The organism is Streptomyces sp. PR69 (genome assembly GCF_026420845.1).
In the GTDB taxonomy this organism is placed as follows: Bacteria; Actinomycetota; Actinomycetes; order Streptomycetales; family Streptomycetaceae; genus Streptomyces.
The window spans coordinates 213,316-235,899 of sequence record NZ_JAOWCB010000007.1; the positions used below are offsets into that span (position 1 = coordinate 213,316).

Annotated in this window: 20 protein-coding genes and 1 pseudogene; 11 read left to right on the forward strand and 10 right to left on the reverse strand. The window is 71.3% G+C overall.

Translation table 11 applies throughout. From position 1 onward, the window contains the following. The first annotated feature begins 1 nt into the window (after position 1). Positions 2–136 (forward strand): hypothetical protein, encoded by a 135-nt coding sequence (locus tag OF819_RS09785; protein ID WP_267243005.1) that lies wholly within the window; start codon positions 2–4, stop codon positions 134–136. Between the two features lie 123 nt (positions 137–259). Here OF819_RS09785 and OF819_RS09790 read toward each other — a convergent pair whose 3' ends face one another. From OF819_RS09790 to OF819_RS09800, 3 genes are all read right to left on the reverse strand, one after another. Further along, positions 260–964 (reverse strand): hypothetical protein, encoded by a 705-nt coding sequence (locus tag OF819_RS09790; RefSeq protein ID WP_267243006.1) that lies wholly within the window; start codon positions 962–964, stop codon positions 260–262. Beyond that, entirely contained in the window at positions 961–1,308 is a 348-nt protein-coding gene (locus OF819_RS09795; RefSeq protein WP_267243007.1) for a PadR family transcriptional regulator, read from the reverse strand. Before OF819_RS09795 ends, OF819_RS09790 begins: the two co-directional genes overlap by 4 nt. A gap of 111 nt (positions 1,309–1,419) precedes the next feature. Further along, positions 1,420–2,052 (reverse strand): alpha-ketoglutarate-dependent dioxygenase AlkB, encoded by a 633-nt coding sequence (locus tag OF819_RS09800; protein WP_267243008.1) that lies wholly within the window; start codon positions 2,050–2,052, stop codon positions 1,420–1,422. Positions 2,053–2,154: 102 nt separating this feature from the next. Between OF819_RS09800 and OF819_RS09805 the strand changes: the two are divergent. The 6 genes and pseudogenes from OF819_RS09805 to OF819_RS09830 all read left to right on the forward strand — a co-directional run. Further along, positions 2,155–2,280: pseudogene (locus OF819_RS09805) on the forward strand (IS630 family transposase); the annotation flags it as partial. Between the two features lie 422 nt (positions 2,281–2,702). Beyond that, positions 2,703–4,199: an aldehyde dehydrogenase family protein gene (locus OF819_RS09810; protein WP_267243009.1), complete on the forward strand. Its 1,497-nt coding sequence runs from the start codon at positions 2,703–2,705 to the stop codon at positions 4,197–4,199. 113 nt (positions 4,200–4,312) lie between these two features. Further along, the gene (locus OF819_RS09815; RefSeq protein ID WP_267243010.1) at positions 4,313–5,854 is read left to right on the forward strand and encodes a GMC family oxidoreductase; all 1,542 of its coding nucleotides are present in this window, start codon (positions 4,313–4,315) and stop codon (positions 5,852–5,854) included. Then, on the forward strand, positions 5,851–7,032 hold the full coding sequence (locus OF819_RS09820; protein ID WP_267243011.1) for a quaternary amine ABC transporter ATP-binding protein: 1,182 nt from the start codon (positions 5,851–5,853) through the stop codon (positions 7,030–7,032). Before OF819_RS09815 ends, OF819_RS09820 begins: the two co-directional genes overlap by 4 nt. Further along, the gene (locus OF819_RS09825) at positions 7,029–9,083 is read left to right on the forward strand and encodes an ABC transporter permease subunit (RefSeq protein WP_267243012.1); all 2,055 of its coding nucleotides are present in this window, start codon (positions 7,029–7,031) and stop codon (positions 9,081–9,083) included. The genes OF819_RS09820 and OF819_RS09825 overlap by 4 nt, the downstream gene beginning before the upstream one ends. A gap of 86 nt (positions 9,084–9,169) precedes the next feature. Then, on the forward strand, positions 9,170–10,123 hold the full coding sequence (locus OF819_RS09830) for an ABC transporter substrate-binding protein (RefSeq protein ID WP_267243056.1): 954 nt from the start codon (positions 9,170–9,172) through the stop codon (positions 10,121–10,123). 225 nt (positions 10,124–10,348) lie between these two features. Here OF819_RS09830 and OF819_RS09835 read toward each other — a convergent pair whose 3' ends face one another. Together OF819_RS09835 and OF819_RS09840 are read right to left on the reverse strand one after the other, a co-directional pair. Further along, on the reverse strand, positions 10,349–11,923 hold the full coding sequence (locus OF819_RS09835; RefSeq protein WP_267243013.1) for a metallophosphoesterase: 1,575 nt from the start codon (positions 11,921–11,923) through the stop codon (positions 10,349–10,351). A gap of 72 nt (positions 11,924–11,995) precedes the next feature. Further along, positions 11,996–12,250: an SCO4848 family membrane protein gene (locus OF819_RS09840; protein ID WP_267243014.1), complete on the reverse strand. Its 255-nt coding sequence runs from the start codon at positions 12,248–12,250 to the stop codon at positions 11,996–11,998. A gap of 121 nt (positions 12,251–12,371) precedes the next feature. On the opposite strand from OF819_RS09840, the gene OF819_RS09845 reads away from it, so the two are divergent. Beyond that, the gene (locus tag OF819_RS09845) at positions 12,372–13,634 is read left to right on the forward strand and encodes a D-alanyl-D-alanine carboxypeptidase family protein (RefSeq protein ID WP_267243015.1); all 1,263 of its coding nucleotides are present in this window, start codon (positions 12,372–12,374) and stop codon (positions 13,632–13,634) included. Here the strand turns inward: OF819_RS09845 and OF819_RS09850 are convergent. From OF819_RS09850 to glyA, 4 genes are all read right to left on the reverse strand, one after another. Next, the gene (locus OF819_RS09850) at positions 13,579–14,583 is read right to left on the reverse strand and encodes a YihY/virulence factor BrkB family protein (protein ID WP_267243016.1); all 1,005 of its coding nucleotides are present in this window, start codon (positions 14,581–14,583) and stop codon (positions 13,579–13,581) included. The genes OF819_RS09845 and OF819_RS09850 overlap by 56 nt on opposite strands. Positions 14,584–14,634: 51 nt before the next feature. Beyond that, a complete protein-coding gene (locus tag OF819_RS09855) occupies positions 14,635–15,216 on the reverse strand; it encodes a 2'-5' RNA ligase family protein (protein ID WP_267243017.1) in 582 nt (193 codons plus the stop codon). Between the two features lie 135 nt (positions 15,217–15,351). Further along, a complete protein-coding gene (trpS, locus tag OF819_RS09860; RefSeq protein ID WP_267243018.1) occupies positions 15,352–16,365 on the reverse strand; it encodes a tryptophan--tRNA ligase in 1,014 nt (337 codons plus the stop codon). 83 nt (positions 16,366–16,448) lie between these two features. Then, positions 16,449–17,711 (reverse strand): serine hydroxymethyltransferase, encoded by a 1,263-nt coding sequence (gene glyA, locus OF819_RS09865; RefSeq protein ID WP_267243019.1) that lies wholly within the window; start codon positions 17,709–17,711, stop codon positions 16,449–16,451. A gap of 408 nt (positions 17,712–18,119) precedes the next feature. Here glyA and OF819_RS09870 point away from each other — a divergent pair, with 408 nt between their 5' ends. From OF819_RS09870 to rocD, 3 genes are all read left to right on the forward strand, one after another. After that, a complete protein-coding gene (locus OF819_RS09870; RefSeq protein ID WP_267243020.1) occupies positions 18,120–18,323 on the forward strand; it encodes a cold-shock protein in 204 nt (67 codons plus the stop codon). Between the two features lie 87 nt (positions 18,324–18,410). Then, positions 18,411–19,970 carry a DEAD/DEAH box helicase gene (locus tag OF819_RS09875; protein ID WP_267243021.1) on the forward strand — a complete coding sequence of 520 codons (1,560 nt, stop codon included), beginning with the start codon at positions 18,411–18,413 and terminating at the stop codon, positions 19,968–19,970. A 117-nt stretch (positions 19,971–20,087) separates the two neighbouring features. Then, on the forward strand, positions 20,088–21,314 hold the full coding sequence (gene rocD, locus OF819_RS09880; protein ID WP_416370495.1) for an ornithine--oxo-acid transaminase: 1,227 nt from the start codon (positions 20,088–20,090) through the stop codon (positions 21,312–21,314). A gap of 48 nt (positions 21,315–21,362) precedes the next feature. Here the strand turns inward: rocD and OF819_RS09885 are convergent, their stop codons facing one another. After that, positions 21,363–22,583 (reverse strand): glutathionylspermidine synthase family protein, encoded by a 1,221-nt coding sequence (locus tag OF819_RS09885; protein ID WP_267243023.1) that lies wholly within the window; start codon positions 22,581–22,583, stop codon positions 21,363–21,365. Position 22,584: the final 1 nt, after the last annotated feature.

A 22,584-nucleotide genomic window follows, 5' to 3' on the forward strand; every position in this document is an offset into this window, starting at 1 on the left:
CATGGATCCCGAGCTGCTGGAACGGATCACCGCGCGACGCGCGGAACTGGACGAACTCGAAGAACAGCTGGCCAAGCAGCTGGCGGAGGAAGCCAACGTCGTCATCTGCCGCGTTGACGACACCCCGGAAGGCTGAGCTCCCGGGGGTGTACAGCGGTAGTCCAACGCGCTCAGCCGTACGTCGGGCCGAGGCCCCTGACGTGCGGGGCAGGTGACGCCCCGGCCGGGGCGTCACCTGCCCCGCGTCCGCGGCGTGGGTTCAGCTGAGCGTGTCCGCCGGCGGGCAGGTGCGGTGCCGGATCCAGGCGGTGCCGGCCGCGACCGTGGCGGGCATGGCCGCGAGTGCCATGGGGAAGGCGACGATGCCGAGTTCCCCGAGGACGGCGGCGCCGAGGAGCCCGATGCCGCCCCCGGCCAGTGCGGCTGCCACCACGATGAGCGGCAGCGTCTTGACGAGCGCCCGCCGGGTGGCGTCACGTCCGGCCGCCAGGTGGTGCTCAAGACGGCGTGACACACTGCGCAGGACCAGCCAGTAGGCGGCGGCAGCGCACAGTGCCCAGCCCGCCCACATCCACCAGGCGTCGAGGGTGGCGCGGCAGCCGAGGACCTCTCCGTCGGGCCCTGTCCCCGAGCCGGTACAGGGGTCCAGGAGATGGGACCAGGACACCCAGCAGAGGAAGACGGCGAGCAGGGCGGGCAGGGCGGCGCCCTTGGCCGCCGCGGCCGCGGTCTCCTTCAGGCGCTGGTGCTGCACGGGCAGCAGACCGCGTTCCATCGCCCAGGAGGTGGCCAGCGCCTCGATGTCACCGCCGATGTAGTCGGCGACCGACCGTCCGTCGAGGTCGGCGGCGACCAGGTCCGCGCTCAGCTCCTCCGCCATCTCCTCGGCCGCGGCCTTGTCGACTCCGAGGCGGTGCCAGGTCTGCCTGGCCTGGTGGGTCGCGTTCTCGGCGGTCAGCGTCATGGTTCTTTCCTTGCGTTCTGGTTGATGATGGAGCCGATGCTCGTGGCGAGTTCGTTCCAGTCGCGGCTCCACGACCGAAGCGCCTGCATGCCTGCTTCGCTGGGGCGGTAGTAGGTACGGGCGGGTCCGCCGTCCCCGCTGCGGCGCTCGACCTCGACCAGCTCGCGCTTGCGCAAGCGCGCCAGTGCCGGATAGATCGATCCGTCCGCGACCTCCAGGCCGGCCTCGGCGAGCCTGACGGTCAGTTCGTAGCCGTAGACCGGGGACTCCGCCATCAGGGCCAGCAGGCACATGTCCAGCACCCCTCGCAGCCACTGGGCGCGGGGGGTGGATGTCTCTTCCATGAGCCAGTACCTTACACAGCATGAGTCATGCACTACAAGCTAGTGCCGCATCAGGCAACGTTCGCCCTGCTGGGCATGGGTGTAGATGGTGTGGTGCTGGTTCGGTGGGGGCTACTGGTCGGGATGGAGCAGGGTGCGGAAGGTCACTGACACGCGTCGGCTGCGTGGGACACGGCCGGTGGTTCCGGGATCGCTCTTGCGTGCGGCGATGGCATGGCGCCAGGTGTAGCGGGCCGGGCCGGTCATGACCAGCAGGCTGCCGGGGGCGAGTGGCACGGCCAGCTTCGTGCCGTCCTCGGGATGGGTGAAGTCCATGAGGCAGCCGGAGCCCAGTGAGATTGCGGTGATGACCGGACCGAAGCAGGGCAGGCAGTCGATGTGGGCGCTGATCCCCTGACCCGGCTGGTACTCGTTGACGATCACCTGCTCCGCCTCCTGGTTCATCAGGCCTTCACGCGCGAGGCGGGCGGCCGTCTGGTGGGCCCATGCCGGAAGCGGCGGCGCGGCTTCCCGCCGGTCGCCTGCCACGCTGCGGCGGCCGTAGTCGTACCGGTGGCCGTAGTGCTGCACGCGCCGCTTCAACTGTGCCGACCACTCCGCGGCGTCGATGTCCGAGAGCAGGTCCTGGCAGGCGTCGGGGGTGAGCCAGTCGGCGATGTACTGCAGTCCCGGCACGGCAGCGGAGGGCTGCGGTCGGGATATGGCATCGATGCCCAGGGAAAGCTGGCCGGAAGTCTCAGACATGCCCCCAACAGTAGCCAGTGCCCGCGCCACGTCTCCGCGAGTGGAAGGGGCCGAACACTCCGGACACGACCACGGGGCGGAAAGCTCCGGGAAACTGTGCGGATGGCCGAACGGGTGCGGGTACGGGAGATCGATGACGACGAGGGGCGGCGCCTGCTGCGGATCGTGCGCCGGGGCTCGGGGTCGGTGGTGACCTGGCGGCGTGCGCAGATGGTGCTCTTATCGGCCTGGGCGGGCACGGCGCCACCGCCATGACCCTGGCCCACCGCCCCCTACCAGTCCGTCGCCGGCCTGTGCCTCACCCTTCACCCGCGCCTGGGCCTGCGCCCGTCCGACAGCTGACGGCGCTCGGCACCTCGACTCACCCCGACTTCGCCGGCAGACCGCTCCCGCTGCTCGAAGTCGCGCAGTGGCTGCTGAAGTCTCCCCGGCTGATCCGGGGGACCTGGGAGGGGGAGCCGTGTTCGTCGGACGCTCTGCGTGCGGAATGCCACTGTCCGCGACATTAGGTCACCCGTAGGCGTCGAATAAGTGACGCCGAACACTTTCGAACGCGAATCGCGCATGCTTTCCGGCCCCCCGGGCAGGCGGGCCAGTCGCTGGACTTGTCTCAGCGCGGTACAAATCGGAATTGGAAGGCAAAACGCGACGTGTCAGCACAAAAGACCATCCACGTGGCCGGAGAGTGGCGTGAAGCCGCCTCCGGCGCCACGCGCGAGATCCTCGATCCCGCTGACGCGACCGTCTTCGCCGTCGTGGCGGAAGGCGGACGAGAGGATGCCGACGCCGCCGTGGCCGCCGCACGGGCCGCGTTCGACGCGGGCGAGTGGCCGCGGACGCCCGTCGCGGAGCGGGCCGCGCTGCTGCGCCGGGTCGCCGAGCTGCTGCAGCGCGACCGCGAGAAGATCGGACTGCTGGAGAGCCGTGACGCGGGCAAGACCCTCGAAGAGGGCCGTGTCGACGTCGACTGCGTGACCGACGCCTTCCGCTACTTCGCCGACCTCGTCATGAACGAAAGCGGCGGCCGGGTCGTCGACGCCGGGTCCGACGAGATCCACAGCGTCGTCGTGCACGAACCCGTCGGCGTCTGCGGCATGATCACGCCCTGGAACTACCCACTGCTCCAGGCCAGCTGGAAGATCGCCCCGGCCCTGGCCGCGGGCAACACCTTTGTGATCAAGCCCAGCGAGATCACCCCGCTGAGCACCGTCGCGCTGATCGAGCTGCTCGTCGAGGCCGGACTGCCCGCGGGCGTCGCCAACATCGTCACCGGCGCGGGCGACCCCGTCGGCGCACGTCTCGCCGACCACCCCGACGTGGACCTGATCTCCTTCACCGGCGGGCTGACCAGCGGCCAGCATGTGATGCGCGCCGCCGTCGACAGCGTCAAGAAGGTCGCCCTCGAACTCGGCGGCAAGAACCCCAACGTCGTCTTCGCCGACGCCTGCGAGACCGACGAGGGCTTTGACACCGCCGTCGACCAGGCGCTGAACGCCGCCTTCATCCACAGCGGCCAGGTCTGCTCCGCAGGCTCCCGCCTCATCGTCGAGGAGTCGCTGCGCGAGCGCTTCGTCGCCGAGATCGCCCGCCGCGCCGAGAAGATCCGCATCGGCCGCGGCACCGACCACGGCGTGGAGTGCGGCCCGCTGGTCTCCGCCCAGCAGCTCGCCAAGACCGAGGACTATGTGGCCTCCGCCCTCGCCGAGGGCGCGGTGCTGCGCGCGGGCGGCGAGCGGCCCAAGGGCGAGGAGTACGGGGACGGCTACTTCTACCGGCCCACCGTCCTCGACCAGTGCCACCGCACCATGCGCGTCATCCGTGAGGAGATCTTCGGCCCGGTGCTGACCGTCGAGACCTTCCGTACGGAGGACGAGGCCGTCGCCCTCGCCAACGACACCGAGTACGGCCTGGCCGGCGCGGTGTGGACCGCCGACGCCGGACGCGCCCGCCGCGTCGCCGGGCGGCTGCGCCACGGCACCGTGTGGATCAACGACTTCCACCCGTACCTCCCGCAGGCGGAGTGGGGCGGCTTCGGCAAGTCCGGCATCGGACGCGAGCTGGGGCCCGCCGGACTCGACGAGTACCGCGAGGCCAAGCACGTCTACCAGAACCTCGCGCCGCGCCCCGTGCGCTGGTTCGCCGGCTGACCGCACCGCCGGGCCGGCCGCAACAGCCGCAACAGCCGCAACGGCCGAAACAGCTGGCCCGGCCCGCACCGCACAGCGACCCCGCAGACTTCGAGCACCACCAGGAGCACCACATGCCCATGTACGACTACGTCATCGTCGGCGGCGGCACCGCCGGCTCGGTGATCGCCTCCCGTCTCACCGAGGACCCCGACGTCACCGTCGCCGTCATCGAAGGCGGCCCGAGCGACGTCGACCGCGACGACGTGCTGACCCTGCGCCGCTGGATGGGGCTGCTCGGCGGCGAACTGGACTACGACTACCCGACCACCGAGCAGCCGCGCGGCAACTCCCACATCCGGCACAGCCGCGCGCGCGTCCTGGGCGGGTGCTCCTCGCACAACACCCTCATCGCCTTCCAGCCGCTGCCGTCCGACTGGGACGAGTGGGCCGAGGCCGGGGCGGACGGCTGGGACGCCGCGTCGATGGCCCCGTACTTCGGCAAGCTGCGCAACAACATCGTCGCGGTCGACGAGGCCGACCGGAACGCCATCGCCCGCGACTTCGTCGACGCCGCCCAGTCCGCGCTGGACGTGCCGCGCGTCGAGGGCTTCAACAAGAAGCCGTTCCACGAGGGCGTCGGCTTCTTCGACCTCGCCTACCACCCGGAGAACAACAAGCGCTCCTCCGCCTCGGTGGCGTATCTGCACCCGTTCCTGGACCGCCCGAACCTGCATATCGCGCTGGAGACCTGGGCGTACAAGCTGGAGCTGGACGGCACGCGCGCGAAGGGCGTGCACATCCGCACCAAGGACGGCGAGGAGCAGCTCGTCGAGGCCCGCCGTGAGGTGCTCGTCTGCGCGGGCGCGGTGGACACCCCGCGGCTGCTGATGCACTCCGGCATCGGCCCGCGCGAGGACCTTCAGAAGCTCGGCATCCCCGTGGTGCACGATCTGAAGGGCGTCGGCGAGAACCTGCTCGACCACCCCGAGTCGGTGATCGTGTGGGAGACGAACGGCCCGATCCCCGAGAACTCGGCGATGGACAGCGACGCCGGTCTGTTCGTGCGGCGCGACCCCGAATCCCGGGGCCCGGACCTGATGTTCCACTTCTACCAGATCCCGTTCACCGACAACCCCGAGCGCCTGGGCTACGAACGGCCCGAGCACGGCGTGTCGATGACGCCGAACATCCCCAAGCCGCGCAGCCGCGGCCGCCTCTACCTGACCAGCGCCGACCCCGAGGTCAAGCCGGCCCTGGACTTCCGCTACTTCACGGACGAGGAGGACTACGACGGCCGCACCCTGGTCGACGGCATCCGCATCGCCCGTGAGATCGCCAAGACCGAGCCGCTGGCCGGCTGGCTCAAGCGCGAGGTCTGCCCCGGCCCGGACGTCGTCGGCGACGAGGAGCTGAGCGAGTACGCGCGCAAGGTGGCGCACACCGTGTACCACCCGGCGGGTACCTGCAAGATGGGCGCTTCGGATGACGAACTCGCCGTCGTCGACCCGGAGTTGAAGATCCGGGGTCTGGACGGCATCCGCATCGCCGACGCGTCCGTGTTCCCGACCATGACCGCCGTCAACCCGATGATCGGCGTGCTGATGGTCGGCGAGAAGTGCGCGGAGCTGCTCACCGAAGCCCATGCCGCCGATACGAGGGGCGAGACCCGATGACCCAGAACACCCAGACTGCGGCCGACGCCGCCAGCACCCCCGCCAGCACCCCGGCCACGGGGGACCTCGCCACGGGGGACCTCGCGAAGGGGAGCGCTGCGAGCGCGCCCGCCGTGTTCTCCGTGCGCAACCTGTGGAAGGTCTTCGGACCCAAGGCCGACCGGGTGCCCGGCGACGCCTCCCTGGGCGCGCTGAGCCCGGCCGAGCTGCGCGAGCGCACCGGCTGCACCGCCGCCGTGCGGGACGTCTCCTTCGACGTCCGCAAGGGCGAGGTCTTCGTCGTCATGGGCCTGTCCGGCTCCGGCAAGTCCACGCTCGTACGCTGTCTGACCCGGCTGATCGAGCCGACCTCCGGCGAACTGTCCATCGACGGCGAGGACGTGCTGTCCATGGACGCCGCCCGGCTGCGCGAACTGCGCCGCCACCGCGCCTCCATGGTCTTCCAGCACTTCGGGCTTCTGCCGCACCGCACCGTGATCGACAACGTCGCGTACGGCCTGGAGATCCAGGGCATGGGCAAGGCCGAGCGCCGCGCCCGCGCCGCCGAGGTGATCGCCAAGGTCGGCCTGGAGGGCCTGGAGCAGCGCCGCCCCGGCCAGCTCTCCGGCGGCCAGCAGCAGCGCGTCGGCCTCGCCCGCGCGCTCGCCGTCGACCCCGAGGTGCTCCTCTTCGACGAGCCGTTCAGCGCGCTCGACCCGCTGATCCGCCGCGATATGCAGGAGGAGGTCGTACGGCTGCACCGCGAGGAGGGCCGCACGATGGTCTTCATCACCCACGATCTGAGCGAGGCGCTCAAGCTGGGCGACCGCATCGCGCTGATGCGCGACGGCCGGATCGTGCAGCTCGGCACCCCCGAGGAGATCGTGGGCTCGCCCGCCGACGACTACGTACGCGACTTCGTCCGCGATGTGCCGCGCGAGCAGGTCATGAAGGTGCGCCGGGCGGTGCGCCCCGCCCGCGGCGACGAGGCCGGCCGGGGCGCGGAGGTCTCCGCCGACGCCAAGGTGTGCGAGGCCGTCGAGATCGTCGCCCGCACCGGCGCGCCCGCGCGGGTCATGGACGGCGGACGGCTGCTCGGCATCGTCGACCAGGCCGCGCTGCTCGCCGTCGTCGCCGGGGTCGACCTGCCGGAGATGCCCGAGCAGCCCACCCCCGAGGAAGACGTGGTACCGGCATGACCGACACGCTCGTCGAGGACAAGCTCGTCAAGGACAGGGGGGCTGCCGGAGCCGCCGGCGCCGAGGGGGCGGGCGCGGGTGTGCTCTCGCGGTTCACCGCCGCCCTGGGCGGCGGCCGGTCGTCCGTCACCTGGCTGACGCTGCTCGGCCTGGCGGTCGTGCTGCCCGTCAGCGCGCTGATCTGGGGCGGCGGCTGGCACGACGGCTGGACCGTCGACCTCGTCGCACCGCTCGACTCGGTCGCGGACTGGGTGATCGCCAACCGTGACTCCCACCCGCTGTTCCTCTACTTCCTGCTGCATATCTCCAACTTCGCCACCGACTCGGTGGACGGGGTCTACTCGCTGCTGACCTCGCTCGGCTGGGCAGGGGTGCTGCCCCTCGCCGCCGTCGGCGCCTGGTACGCGGCCGGGGCCGGCCGCCGGGGCCTGCGCGTCGTCGGCGTCACCGTCGGCTCGCTCGGCGCGATCGGGCTGATGGGCCTGTGGGACCCGGCGATGGAGACGCTCGCGCTAATGATCGTGGCCGTCGCCGCGTCCGCGCTGCTCGGTGTGGTCCTCGGCCTCGCGGCCGGGCTGAGCGACCGGGTGCAGTCGGCGCTGCGGCCGGTGCTGGACACCATGCAGGTGCTGCCCGCGTTCGCGTATCTGCTGCCGTTCGTACTGATCTTCGGCACCGGCACGCCGTCCGCGCTGCTCACCACCGTGATCTACGCGGTCCCGCCGATGGTGCGGCTCACCTCGCTGGGCCTGCGCGGCGCGGACCCGACGGTCATGGAGGCCGTCACCTCGCTGGGCGCGGGCAGGCTCCAGCGGCTGCGCACCGCGCGGCTGCCGCTGGCCCGCAAGGAGATGCTGCTCGGCCTCAACCAGACGATCATGATGGCGCTGTCCATGGTGGTCATCGCCTCCGTCGTGGGCGCGGGCGGTCTGGGCGAGAACGTCTTCACGGCTCTGTCCCGGAAGAACTTCGGCATGGGCCTGGCCGCGGGCGTCGCGATCGTGCTGATCGCCGTGTGGCTGGACCGGGTGACGGCGGCCGCCGGCATCAGGTCCGAAGCGCAGCCCGGCCAGCAGGTCCCGGCCCCCGGCGACGGGCGCAAGACCGCGCTCATCGCGGGCGGCGGGGCCGTCGCCGCGATCGTCGCCGGGCAGCTGCTCCAGCGCGAGTGGCCCGAGGCGTGGACGGTCGACTTCGCCCAGCCGCTGAACCGCTTCATGGACTGGGTCGTCGGAGCGTTCTACACCGATGTGCCCGTCCTCGGCGGCACCAGCGAGTGGGCCGGCAACTTCACCACCTGGGTGCTCAACCCCGTGCGCGAGGGCATGCTCGCCGTGCCGTGGTGGGCCATGGTGCTGCTGGCCGCGGCCGCCGCACTGCTGGTCGGCACCTGGCGCGGCGCGGTCACCGCCGGTGTGTCGCTGGGCCTCGTCGGCGTGCTCGGCGTCTGGGACAAGTCGATGCACACCCTGTCGCAGGTCGTCGTGGCGCTGGCGATCACCCTGCTGCTGGGCTTCGCGATCGGCATCCTGGCCGCGCGCGTCGCGGTCGTTGAGCGGCTGCTGCGGCCGGTGCTGGACACCATGCAGACGATGCCGCAGTTCATCTATCTGATCCCGGTGGTCCAGCTGTTCAACGCCGGCCGGGCCGCGGCCATCGCGGCGGCGGCGATCTACGCGCTGCCCGCGGTGGTCCGCATCACCGCACAGGGCCTGAAGACCGCCTCCCCGGCGACCCTGGAGGCCTCCCGCTCGCTCGGCGCCCGCACCTGGCAGCAGATCGTCCAGGTCCAGTGGCCGCTGGCGCGCCCCGCGCTGCTGGTCGCGGTCAACCAGGGCGTGGTGCTGGTGCTCGCGGTGGTCGTCATCGGCGGCCTCGTGGGCGGCGGCGGCCTCGGCTTCGACGTGGTCGAAGGACTGAAGGGCAGCGAACTGGGCAGCGGCCTGATCGCGGGCGTCGCGATCGTCTGCCTCGGACTGATGCTCGACAAGCTGACCCAGCCGACGACCCGCGCCGCGGCGTCCTCCGCCTCCGGAGCGTCCGGCACGTAGCCCCAACCCCTGGCCCCAACCCCTAGCCCCCGTAACGCCACCCCCCGTTACACCCCGCAAGAAAAAGGATTCCCCTCATGAGCAAGATGAACAAGCGCCTGATCCGCCGTACCGCGGTCGCCGCCACCGGTGTGCTCTCCCTCGTCGCCCTGAGCGCGTGCAGCGCCGCCGAGACCGGCGGCAAGGGCGGGGACGACAAGACCGTCAGACTCCATACGCCGTCCTGGGTCGGCGCGGAGGTCAACACGGCCGTGGCCAAGGAGCTGCTGGAGAGCGAGCTCGGCTACAAGGTCGAAACCAAGCAGATGGACGAGACCCCGGCCTGGGACGCGATGAGCCAGGGCAAGATCGACGCCATCCTGGAGGACTGGGGCCACCCGGAGGAGGTCAAGCGCTATGTCGACGGCAACAAGACCGTCGTCGCCGCGGGCGACCTCGGCGTGGTCGGCCACATCGGCTGGTTCGTGCCCAAGTACGTGGCCGACGAGAACCCCGACGTCACCGACTACAAGAACCTGAACAAGTACGCCGACCTGTTCAAGACCCCGGAGAGCGGCGACAAGGGCCAGTTCATCAAGGGCGACCCGTCGTACGTCTCCCACGACAACGCCCTGATCAAGAACCTGAAGCTGAACTACCAGCCGATCGAGGCGGGCGCGGAGGCCACGCACCTGGCGCAGCTGGAGCAGCTCTACAAGGCGAAGAAGCCGTTCCTGACCTACTGGTGGACCCCGCAGTGGATGAACGCCACCATCGACCTCGTCGAGGTCAAGCTGCCCGAGTACAAGGAGGGCTGCGACGCCGACGAGAACAAGGTCGCATGCGCCTACCCCGAGGTTCCGCTGAAGAAGTGGATGAACGCGGACTTCGCCAAGGAGGACGGCGACGCCGCGAAGTTCCTGAAGAACTTCAACTGGTCCACCGAGGACCAGAACCTGGTCGCCAAGTACGTCGCCCAGGACAAGATGTCCAGCGAGGACGCCGCGAAGAAGTGGATCGCGGACAACGAGGACACATGGAAGGCCTGGCTGCCGAAGTAAGGCGCGGCAGACGACGCCTGGCGTGACGCCGGGTGCGCCCACCGGGGCGGGCCGGGGCTCATCGCGAGCCCCGGCCCGCCCCGCTGCGTCAGGCGGCGCGCCGCCGCCCGCGAGCACGGTCACCGGTTTCGCATCCCAGCCCCGCGGCGCTTGAGGCGCGGGGGTACGGGGGCGGAGCCCCCGCAGCGGGGGTGGCGCGGAGGCCCTGGTTCGGGTGGACCGGGGTTACGCCTGGCGGGAGGCGAGGGTGACGACCGTGACGTCGGACGCCGCGCCCACCCGCACCGGCGGCCCCCACGCCCCCGCGCCGCGGGTCACGTACAGCTGGGTGTCGCCGTAGCGTTCGAGCCCCGCGAGGGTGGGGTTGGCCAGCTCCGCGAGGTAGTTGCCGGGCCACAGCTGGCCGCCGTGGGTATGGCCGGAGAGCTGGAGGTCCACTCCGTGCTCGACGGCGTCGTGGATGACGACAGGCTGATGGGCGAGGAGCACGGAGGCGCGGGCGGGGTCGCGGTCGCCGAGGGCCTTGGCGAAGTCGGGGCCTTCGCCCTCGCTCTCCCCCGCGACGTCGTTGACGCCCGCGAGGTCGAATCCGGTGATCTCGGCGCGTTCGTTCTGCAGCGGCCGCAGACCGAGTTCGCGCACATGGTCGATCCACTGGTCGGCGCCGGAGAAGTACTCGTGATTGCCGGTGACGAAGAACGCGCCGTGCCGCGACTCAAGCCGGGCGAGCGGCTCGGCCGCGGGGCCGAGGTCCTCGACGGACCCGTCGACGAGATCGCCGACGACCGCGATCAGATCGGGCGAGGCCGCGTTGACGGCGTCCACGATGCGCTGGGTGTGGGCGCGGCCGAGGACGGGCCCGAGGTGGACGTCGCTGACGACGGCGATGCGGAATCCATGGGCGGACCGCGGGAGTTTGGCCAGCGGCACGGTCACCCGCTTGACGCGCGGGCCGCGCAGCACGCCGTACGTCCCGTACCCCACGGTCCCGAGCGCCACGGCGGCCGCACCGCCGCCGACGATGCGTGCCGCGAACACCCGCCGCGACATGCCGCCTCCGGCGCGGTCGGGGGCCCCTTGCGCGGGCTCCCCGGCCCCCGTGGCCGGGCGCGCCGCGCCTCCGGGCGTGCCGTGCGCACCCGACCCGTCGAGGGCTGCCGTCACGGCAGCGGGACCGGCAGGCTCCCCGCCTCCGGCGCGGGACCGGGGCCCCGGCATGGGCTCCGCGCCGCCCCCGGCGGCCGGGGCAGCCGCCCCGGAGGCGGACGTCCCGCCCGCACCCCGCGCGCCTGCGGCGGGCGGGGTAACGGCCGTGCCTCGCGCGGCGGGGTCGTCTGACGGGGTGTCGGACTGGGGCCCGCGTGGCAGTGTGACCGGCGAGGTCGGCGCGTTCGCGGCCCCGTCGGCTGCGGCGTGCGTCACCGCAGCCGCCACCGGCCGCTCCGTCGCCCCGTCAGACGCGGCCGCACCGCGTGCCGTGCGGGCGCGCAGGAATCGGTGCAGCAGAGGACGTATCGCCTCCCCCGCCAAGAGGGCAAGAGTCAGATAAAGGAGGACCGCGAGCCAGAGGTAGCCCGGCCATGCGAGGAGCTGTTCAAGCCAGAAGGGGGCGCCTGCGCGGCGGGAGAGCAGGGCGCCGAGCGAGAGCAGGGGGAGCACGCACACCGCGACCGTGCCCGCGCGGCGCGCGAGCCCGCGGGGGCGGGTCGTGTCGCGGATCAGGCGTCGCCAGACGTACCAGTGCACCCCGGCCAGCAGGGCGACGACCGTCACTGCCATGAGCACGGCGACCACGACCACGAACCGTTCCCCCTCATCGACTCGCCTGACTCATCTCTGACCCATATCTGACTCGTACCTGACTCATATGGGTCATTTGACTTGCTGCGGCGTTCGCCGCAGTGCCCTGATGCCGCGCAACCCGATCACGCCGATCGCCGTCCCCAAGGCAAAGGACGTCACGGCGAGCGCCAGATGGACCCAGAAGTAGCCGGTCGGGTCGCCCGCGTCATCGAAGGCCAGCCCACTGGCGTCCTGCCACAGGTTTTTGACGAAAGTGATCCAGATGAACCAGCTCCAGACCCCGAACGCGAGCAGGAACCAGGACACGGGACGGCTGAGCTTCATGAGGTCAGTATCGCGGGCGTCGTCCGACCGGGTTTTCCGGGGTGGTCTGTCCCGGCGTCGGAGGGGCCGATTCCGCATGCCGATGTCCATATGTATTTCGCAGCCATGTACGTTCTCGACCGTGTCTGCTTTGAAGAAGACCGTCTTGACGGTCGCCGCCGCCGCAATGGTTCCGCTTCTCGCCGCCGGTCCCGCCGCCGCGGCCAGGAACGACGGCAAGGCAGACGAGAAGAAGCAGCCCAAGCCGCCCGTCTCGATGTCCACGGTCGGCGGTGCGCTGCTGGGCAAACCCGGCACCCAGGTGAACCTCGGCCCCGGCGCGCCGGTGCTGCCCAAGAAGCTCAGCGGGCGGTCGTGGATCGTCGCGGACGCGGAGAGCGGCGATGTGCTCGCCTCGCACAACGCCCACTGGCGGCTCCCCCCGGCGTCCACGATGAAGATGCTGTTCGCGGACACGCTGCTGCCCCGGATGCCGAAGGACACCGTGCACAAGGTGACCCCCGACGACCTCAAGGGCATCGGCGAGGGCAGCAGTCTGGTCGGGGTCAAGGAGGATCACACATACACCGTCCATGACCTGTGGCTTGGGGTGTTCCTGCGCTCAGGCAACGACGCGGTGCATGTGCTGTCCTCGATGAACGGCGGCGTCGAGAAGACCGTCAAGGACATGCAGAAGCACGCCGAGGAGCTCCAGGCACTGGACACCCGCGTGGTGTCCCCGGACGGGTATGACGCCGAGGGCCAGGTCTCGTCCGCGTACGACCTCACGCTCATCGCCCGCAGCGGCCTGCAGAAGAAGGACTTCCGCGAGTACTGCTCCACCGTCACCGCGAAGTTCCCCGGCAAGCAGGAGAAGGGCAAGGAGCGGGAGACGTTCGAGATCCAGAACACCAACCGGCTGATGACGGGGGCGTACGGCGTCACCCCGTACAAGGGCATCGCGGGCGTGAAGAACGGCACCACCACGCACGCGGGCTCGACCTTCACCGGGGTGGCCGAGCGGAACGGCAGGGTGCTGCTGGTCACCGTCATGAATCCGGACTCCGGGGAGAGCTCCGCGGTCTACAAGGAGGCCGCCAGGCTGTTCGACTGGGGCTTCGCCTCGGCCGGGAAGGTGACCCCGGTCGGCGAGCTGGTCCCGCCCAAGTCCGCGGACACGGGCCCCAGCACGGAGCCCGTCGGCGCGGGCGAGGACGGCGGCAAGGACGGCCAGGCCAGCGCGCCCGCGCAGGCCGACGCCGCGGGGGCCTCGGAATCCAGCGGCATCGGCATCGCGCTCGCCGTCACGGGCGGGGCGCTTGTCGTGGTGGCCGCCGGGGTCTTCCTGGTCAATCGCCGCTGGCCGCTGCCGGACCGGGTGCGCCGCCGGAACCCTCGCCCCTGAGGCCGGGGCGGGGCGCCGCCTTCGGCTCGGGGCCCGGCTTGGGCTCCGGCTCCGGGACCGGCTCGGGCTCTGGGGCCGGCTCCGGGACCGCCTCCGGCGATTCGCCGTCCGTCGCCGTCCACGCCGCGCAGTACAGCAGCAGCTTCGCGCTGAAGTTGATCCACAGCAGCAGGGCCACCGGCACGCCGAAGGCCCCGTACATGCTCTTCCCCGCGACCTGCGTCATATAGCCGCCGAGCAGCAGCTTGAGCGCCTCGAAGCCGACCGCGCCGATCAGCGCGGCGACGAGCAGACGGCGGCGCGGCGGATGCACCCCGGGCAGCAGCGTCAGCAGATAGAGCAGCAGCAGGAAGCCGGCGAGCACGGCGACGGCGAGCGCCGCGATCTGGAGCAGTACGCCCCCGGCGCCGGCCCGCTCGATGCCGAGCCGGTCCGCCGTCCAGGAGATGGCGGTGACCCCGGCCGTGGAGACGCCGACCGTGACCAGCGCCGCGCCGCCGAGGCCCGCCAGGACGCCGACGTCCTTCCCCTTCCGTACGAAGGGATTGCCCTCGTCCTCGTCGTCCCTCCCCCATACGGCCCGCAGACAGTCCCGCATCGCGCCGACCCAGCCGATGCCGGTGAACAGCAGCAGCGCGCCGGCGACCAGACCGACCGCAGCCGCGTTGTCGACGAGGGAGCCGATGTCGACCTGGTCGGAGATGCCGGGCACCTGGTCGGCCAGCTCGTTCTCCATCCTGGTCAGCGTCTCGTCGCTGAGCAGCGCTGCGGCGACTGCCGCGGCAAGCGTGATCAGCGGGAACAGGGCCAGAAAGCTGAGGAAGGTGATCGCCGCGGCGAGGCGCGTCCAGTGCACCCGGTCGAGCGTCTCGTACGAGCGCCAGGCGTGCGTGCGCATCAGCCGGGCGGCCCAGGGGCCGATGACGGGGAGCTTGGTCAGCCAGTCCATGGTGTACGCGTACCAGACGGGCGGGCTTGGCACCCCGGGGACGGGCGCGTGTCAGAGTGTGGTGGCCGTCTCGTCCACCGGCGAGCCCTGCGCCGGGACCGTGGCGACCCCGCCGCCGAAGGCGTAGGTGTTGAGCTTGCGCCATACGCCGTCCGCGCCCTGCTCGTACAGCGAGAAGGAGGCGCACGTCCAGGACGCCCGGTACTCGGCCAGCTCCTCGTACGCCCGGTCCATCGCCTCCTCGGAGATGCCGTGCGCCACGGTCACATGCGGGTGGTACGGGAACTGCAGCTCGCGCACCAGCGGCCCCTCCGGGTCCCGCACCCGCTTCTGCAGCCAGGAGCAGGCCGCCCCGCCCTCGACGACCTGGACGAAGACGACGGGAGAGATGGGGCGGAAGGTGCCGGTGCCGGACAGCCGCATCGGGAAGGGCCGGACGGCGGCGGCGACCGCCGCCAGATGCGTCTCGACCGCGGGCAGCGCGGCGGCGTCGGCCTCGGTGGGCGGCAGGAGGGTGACATGCGTGGGGATGCCGTGCGCGGCGGGGTCCCCGAAGGCCGCGCGCCGCTCCTGGAGCAGGCTGCCGTACGGCTCCGGGACCGCGATCGAAACGCCGAGCGTTACGGTCCCCACGTCCATCTCCTCATCACTCGTGTCGGCATGCAGCCGCCAGTGTGGCGGCTGCACGCCCGCTGTGGCCAGTGCAGCCCTTGGGCAGTGTCCTGACGGTGCCCCGCGGGCCACCGTCAGCGCCCTGCCGGTGCTTCGTCAGTGCTTCGCCGGCAGGAAGCCCACCTTGTCGTAGGCGGCGGCCAGCGTCTCCGCGGCAACGGCCCTGGCCTTCTCCGCGCCCTTGGCGAGGATGGAGTCCAGTGTCTCCGGGTCGTCCAGATACTCCTGCGTACGGGCCCGGAACGGCGTGACGAACTCCACCATGACCTCCGCGAGGTCGGTCTTCAGCGCGCCGTAGCCCTTGCCCTCGTACTTCTTCTCCAGATCGGCGACGGCCGTGCCGGTGAGGGTGGAGTAGATCGTGAGGAGGTTGCTGACGCCCGGCTTCTCCTCGGCGTCGTAGCGGATCACGGTGTCGGTGTCGGTGACCGCGCTCTTGACCTTCTTGGCCGTGGTCTTCGGCTCGTCGAGCAGATTGATCAGGCCCTTGGGGGTGGAGGCCGACTTGCTCATCTTGATCGTCGGGTCCTGGAGGTCGTAGATCTTGGCGACCTCGCGGACGATATGCGGCTCGGGCACGGTGAACGTCTCGCCGAAGCGGGCGTTGAAGCGCTCGGCGAGATCACGGGTCAGCTCGATGTGCTGGCGCTGGTCCTCGCCGACCGGGACGGCGTTGGCCTGGTACAGCAGAATGTCCGCGACCTGCAGGATCGGATAGGTGAACAGCCCGACGGTGGCGCGGTCGGCGCCCTGCCTGGCGGACTTGTCCTTGAACTGCGTCATCCGGGACGCCTCGCCGAAGCCGGTGAGGCAGTTCATGATCCAGCCGAGCTGGGCGTGCTCGGGGACATGGCTCTGGATGAACAGCGTGCAGCGCTCGGGGTCGAGCCCGGCGGCCAGCAGCTGGGCCGCGGCCAGCCGGGTGTTCGCCCGCAGCTCGGCGGGGTCCTGCGGCACCGTGATCGCATGCAGGTCGACGACCATGTAGAAGGCGTCATGCGTCTCTTGCAGCGCCACATACTGGCGGATCGCTCCGAGGTAGTTCCCGAGGTGGAACGAGCCTGCGGTGGGCTGGATACCGGAGAGCGCGCGGGGTCGGGGTGAGGCCATGCGCACATTCTCTCAGGTGCGGGGGGCGTCCCGGACGCCGGTGGGCCGCCGCCCCGGGGGGTCCGCCCGCGGAGCCCCCGGAGTTACAGCCCCGGGGCCGGGAACGCCGCCATCAGCTCCGCGACCTCCGCGCGGATCGCCGTCAGCGCGCCCTCGTCGCCCGCCCGCGCCGCCGCCACGCCGCGGCCGATCCAGTCGGCGACCGCGGGCATCTGCGCGACGCCCAGGCCGCGGGAGGTCAGCGAGGGCGTGCCGATGCGGATGCCGGAGGGGTCGAAGGGCTTGCGGGGGTCGTACGGGACGGTGTTGTAGTTGACGACGATCCCGGCACGGTCGAGCGCCTTGGCCGCGGCCTTGCCCGGGACGTCCTTCCCGGTCAGGTCGATCAGGATCAGATGGTTGTCGGTGCCGCCGGAGACCAGGTCGAAGCCGCGGGCGGCGAGCTGCTCGGCCAGTGCGCGGGCGTTGGCCACGACGGCGTGGGCGTAGTCGCGGAACGACGGCTGGGCCGCCTCGTGGAGGGCGACGGCGATGGCGGCGGTGGTCTGGTTGTGCGGGCCGCCCTGGAGGCCGGGGAAGACGGCCTTGTCCACGGCCTTGGCGTGTTCCTCGCGGCACATGAGCATCGCGCCGCGCGGCCCGCGCAGGGTCTTGTGGGTGGTCGTGGAGACGACGTCGGCGTGCGGCGCCGGCGAGGGGTGGGCGCCGCCCGCGATCAGGCCCGCGATATGGGCGATGTCGGCGACGAGCACCGCGCCCGCCTCGCGGGCGATCTCGGCGAAGGCGGCGAAGTCGATCGTGCGGGGCAGCGCGGTGCCGCCGCAGAAGATCAGCTTGGGGCGCTCCTTGAGGGCGAGGTCGCGCACCTGGTCGAGGTCGATCAGCCCGGTGTCCTGGCGTACGCCGTACTGCACGCCGCGGAACCACGCTCCGGTGGCGGAGACGCCCCAGCCGTGGGTGAGATGGCCGCCCATCGGCAGGGCCATGCCCATCACGGCGTCGCCGGGCTCGGCGAAGGCGAGATAGACGGCGAGGTTGGCCGGGGAGCCGGAGTAGGGCTGGACGTTGGCGTGGTCGACGCCGAAGAGCGCCGTGGCGCGGGCGACGGCGAGCCGCTCGACCTGGTCGATGTTCTGCTGGCCCTCGTAGTAGCGGCGGCCCGGATAGCCCTCGCTGTACTTGTTCTGCAGCACTGTGCCGGAGGCTTCGAGCACGGCCCGGGAGACGTAGTTCTCGCTGGGGATCAGCCGGAGGGTGTCGGCCTGGAGCCGCTCCTCAGCGGCGACGAGGCCCGCGAGCTCCGGGTCGGCGGCGGCGAGGGCGGGGTGCGCGAGGGGAAGGGCCATGGCGTCGGTGTCCTCCGGGGTCGGTCCGTGTGCTCGAACAGCTCGGTCGCGTCCCGGGGTGCCCAGGCGGGGCGGCACCTCGTTCGTTCATCCGCGCGCGGTTTCCTCGGGGTCGATTCCCCGTACGCCAGTCGCCGTGCGCGCGGCACAGCCTAGCGCCACATCAGGCAACGTCGCCGCCTCGATCACGCCGCCTCGATCACGGCGTCACGATCGCCGGAAGCTCTGCGGAACGCCGCGCGCGCCTGGACGATCCGCACACGGGCCGCGAGATGTGTTACGGTCTAGGCGTTGCAGTTGTGGTACCCATGAACCTATGTGCGCCTGACGGGAATGTTTCTCCTTCGGGCGCACGTTTTGTTTTCCGGCATCTCCGGATGGGGCCTCTGCCTACAGAAGGAGAATGTCATGGCACAGGGAACCGTTAAGTGGTTCAACGCCGAAAAGGGTTTCGGCTTCATCGAGCAGGACGGCGGCGGCGCCGACGTCTTCGCCCACTACTCGAACATTGCGACCCAGGGCTTCCGTGAGCTCCAGGAGGGCCAGCGGGTCTCCTTCGACGTCACGCAGGGCCAGAAGGGTCCGCAGGCGGAGAACATCGTCCCCGCCTGATCGCCGGACGCATATCCACTGACCGGGGTTTGCACCGTCATGGTGCGAACCCCGGTTTGCGCTGTTTTCAGGAAGGCAGACAACCGCATGTCCCGCAGGCCCCAGAAGCCGAACCGGCGGGCCTCGTCGCCCCGACCGTCCGCGTCGCCGCCGAAGGAATTCCGGCTGCCGGAAAGCACGACACCCGCACTTCCCGCCGTCGAGGACTTCGCCGGTCTTGACATGCCCGCGGGACTGCTGAAGACCCTCGCCGCGCAGGGCGTGACCACCCCCTTCCCCATCCAGGCCGCCACGCTGCCCAACTCACTCGCCGGCCGCGATCTGCTGGGGCGGGGACGCACCGGCTCCGGCAAGACCCTGGCGTTCGGGCTGGCGATGCTGGCCCGCACGGCAGGACTGCGTGCGGAGCCCAAGGCGCCCCTCGCCCTTGTGCTGGTGCCCACCCGTGAACTCGCCCAGCAGGTGTCGGACGCGCTGACCCCCTACGCGACGGCGGTGAACCTCCGGCTGGCCACCGTGGTCGGCGGGCTGTCCATCGCCAAGCAGGCCGGTGCGCTCCGGCGCGGCGCGGAGGTCGTCGTGGCGAGCCCCGGCAGGCTCAACGACCTCGTGGAACGCGGGGACTGCGTGCTCGACGACGTACGCATCACCGTGCTGGACGAAGCCGACCAGATGACCGACATGGGCTTCCTGCCGCAGATCACCAAGCTGATCAGGCAAGTCCGGCCCGACGGACAGCGCATGCTCTTCTCCGCCACCCTGGACCGCAACATCGACCAGCTGGTGCAGCGGTTCCTGACCGACCCCGTGGTGCACTCCGTGGACCCGACCGCGGGTGCGGTGACCACCATGGAGCACCACGTGCTCCACATCCAGGACGAGACCGAGAAGAAGGCCGTCACCACACGCATCGCGGCCCGGGACGGCCGGGTCATCTTCTTCCTCGACACCAAGAGGTCCGCCGACCGGCTCGCCAAGCGGCTCCTGGCCGTCGGCGTTCACGCCGCGGCGCTGCACGGAGGCCGCTCCCAGCCACAGCGGAACCGCACCCTCGAACAGTTCAAGAACGGCCGGGTCACCGCCCTGGTGGCGACGAACGTCGCGGCCCGGGGCATACACGTCGACGACCTCGACCTCGTCGTCAACGTCGATCCCCCCGCCGACCACAAGGACTACCTCCACCGGGGCGGCCGCACGGCCCGCGCCGGCGGCTTCGGCCGTGTGGTCACGCTGGTCCTGCCCGCCCAGAAACGGGACGTCACCCGCCTCATGTCGGACGCCGGCGTCCGCCCCCGGACCGCCCGCGTCATGTCGAGCGATGCGGAACTGGCCACCATCACCGGCGCCCGCGAGCCTTCCGGCGTGGCCGTCACGATCGAGGTCCCCCAGCCGGCGGCGCCGGCGGCAGCCCGCACAGACCGGAAGACCGGCGCCAAGCCCGGCAGGCGGTCCGGCCGACGACGCCGAAGCGGCGGCGCGGCCGAAGCGGCGACGGGCGCCGCCGCGGCGGGGAGCCAGGGCTCCGGCAGCCGGGCAGCGGCCGGGGCGACGGCGTCTGGTGACGCCTCCGCAACCGGCGGGCGCGATGCCGCACGCCGGGCGGGATTCGGCAGGAGGCGGGGCAAAGGTTCTCCGGCGCGGCACTAGCAGGCGTGCCGCCGGCAAGGTTTCTTCGTCCACACTGCGAGCGACGATAGAAACATGGGCGGCTTCCGCCCCTCGCCGTATGGCTTGTCTCAAGCTGCACTACCGAACGGAGCACCCGTGTCGACCACGCAGACCACGCAGACAACGCAGAGTGCCATCGCTGCCGCCGAGGCGCACAGCGCGCACAACTATCATCCGCTGCCCGTCGTTGTCGCCACGGCGGACGGCGCGTGGCTGACCGATGTGGAGGGCCGCCGTTTCCTCGACATGCTCGCCGGGTACTCGGCGCTCAACTTCGGCCACGGGAACCGCCGGCTGATCGACGCGGCCAAGGCGCAGCTGGAGAGGGTCACCCTCACCTCTCGCGCTTTCCACCACGACCGGTTCGGCGACTTCTGCGCGCAGCTGGCCGAGCTGTGCGACATGGAGATGGTGCTGCCGATGAACACGGGCGCGGAGGCGGTGGAGACCGCCGTGAAGACCGCGCGGAAGTGGGGATACCGGGTCAAGGGCGTCCCCGACAACATGGCGAAGATCGTGGTCGCGGCGGACAACTTCCACGGCCGCACCACGACGATCATCAGTTTCTCCACGGACCCCGAGGCGCGCGCCGACTACGGCCCGTACACGCCGGGCTTTGAGATCGTCCCGTACGGCGACACGGCGGCGATGGAGGCTGCGCTGACCGACAACACCGTGGCCGTGCTGCTGGAGCCCATCCAGGGCGAGGCGGGGGTGCTGGTGCCGCCGCCCGGCTATCTGCGGCGGGTGCGGGAGCTGACCCGCGAGCGCGATGTGCTGTTCATCGCCGACGAGATCCAGTCCGGCCTGGGGCGCACCGGCCGCACCTTCGCCTGTGAGCACGAGGGCGTCGTGCCGGACATGTATCTGCTGGGCAAGGCGCTGGGCGGCGGTGTGGTGCCGGTGTCCGCGGTGGTCTCCTCCGCCGCGGTGCTCGGTGTGCACCGCCCCGGCGAGCACGGCTCGACCTTCGGCGGCAACCCGCTGGCGTGCGCCGTCGCGCTGGAGGTGATCGCCATGCTCCGCACCGGCGAGTACCAGCAGCGCGCCGCGGAACTGGGCGAGCACCTCCACCACGAGCTGGGCCTCCTGGCGGGCGGCGGCGCGGTGGAGGCGGTCCGCGGGCGCGGGCTGTGGGCGGGCGTCGACATCGCGCCCTCACACGGCACGGGCCGCGAGATCTCCGAGAAGCTGCTGGACCGCGGCGTGCTGGTGAAGGACACGCACGGCTCGACGATCCGCATCGCCCCGCCGCTGGTGATCAGCAAGGAGGACCTGGACTGGGGGCTGGACCAGCTGCGGGGAGTGCTGACGGAGGGCTGACGGGCCGGGGCCTGTTGTCCGGGGGCTCCGCCCCCGGACCCCCGGGCCTCAATCTCCGGCGGGGCTGGTTCGGTCCGGGAGGATCACATGCGGCAGGAACCGCGCGTACCCGTCCGTCACCAGCCCCGCCGACTCCCGGATCCCCAGCCCCGCCGCCTCGCCCTCCACCACCCACGCCCCGAGCACCACCCGGTTCCCGGAGAAGTCGGGCAGCGGCGCCAGCTCCTGGTAGCAGCAGGCCGGGTCGCGCACGGCGGCGGGAGCGGGAGCGGGGCCGCCCGGTTCATGGACCGTGACGCCCTCGCCCTCGCGGCCGAGCAGCGGCTTGGCCACATAGCCGGGGCCGAAGGCCAGTTCGCGGGGGCCGTCGAGGTAGGCGGGCAGCAGGTTGGGGTGGCCCGGGAACAGCTCCCAGAGGATCGCGAGCAGCGCCTTGTTGGACAGGAGCATCTTCCAGGCGGGCTCGATCCAGCAGGTGGAGCCCGTGCCGCCGCCGTTGTCGAGGGTGTCGAGGACGTGCGGGCCGAAGTCGTCGGCGACCAGCCACTCCCACGGGTACAGCTTGAAGCAGCTGCGGATGAAGCGGAGCCGGTCGTCGACGAAGCGGCCCGACAGCCGGTCCCAGCCGATCTGTTCGACGGACAGGGCCTCCGTCTCCAGGCCCGCCTGCTGGGCGGTCTCCCGCAGATAGGCGACGGTCATCAGATCCTCGCCTGTCTCGTCCCCCTCGGTGTGGACGAAGTGCACGGGACCGGGCGGCAGCAGCGCCGACTGGCGCTTCCAGGCGGCGACGAGGCGTTCGTGGAGGGAGTTCCACTGGTCGGCGCCGGGGAAGCGTTCCTCCATCCAGAACCACTGCGGGCTGGCGGCCTCCACCAGGGAGGTCGGGGTGTCGGCGTTGTACTCCAGCATCGTGGCGGGCCCGTCGCCGTCGTACCGCAGGTCGAACCGCCCGTACACCGACGGCAGTTCGGCGCGCCGCCGCCAGGACTCGGCGACCAGCGCGGCGAGCCGCGGGTCGGTGATGCCCAGCTCGGCGAAGCGGTCGTGCTCCACGATGTGCGCGGCGGCGGCCAGGCACATGGTGTGCAGTTCCTCGACGACCTCCTCCAGCGCCTCGACTTCGGCGAGGGTGAAGGAGTAGTAGGCGCTCTCGTCCCAGTACGGGCGCAGCGAACCGTCCGGGTGGCGGGTCAGGGGGTAGACGCATCCCTGCTCCTCGACGGTCTCCTGCCAGCCGGGCCGCGGGGTGATCGTATGGCGTCGCACG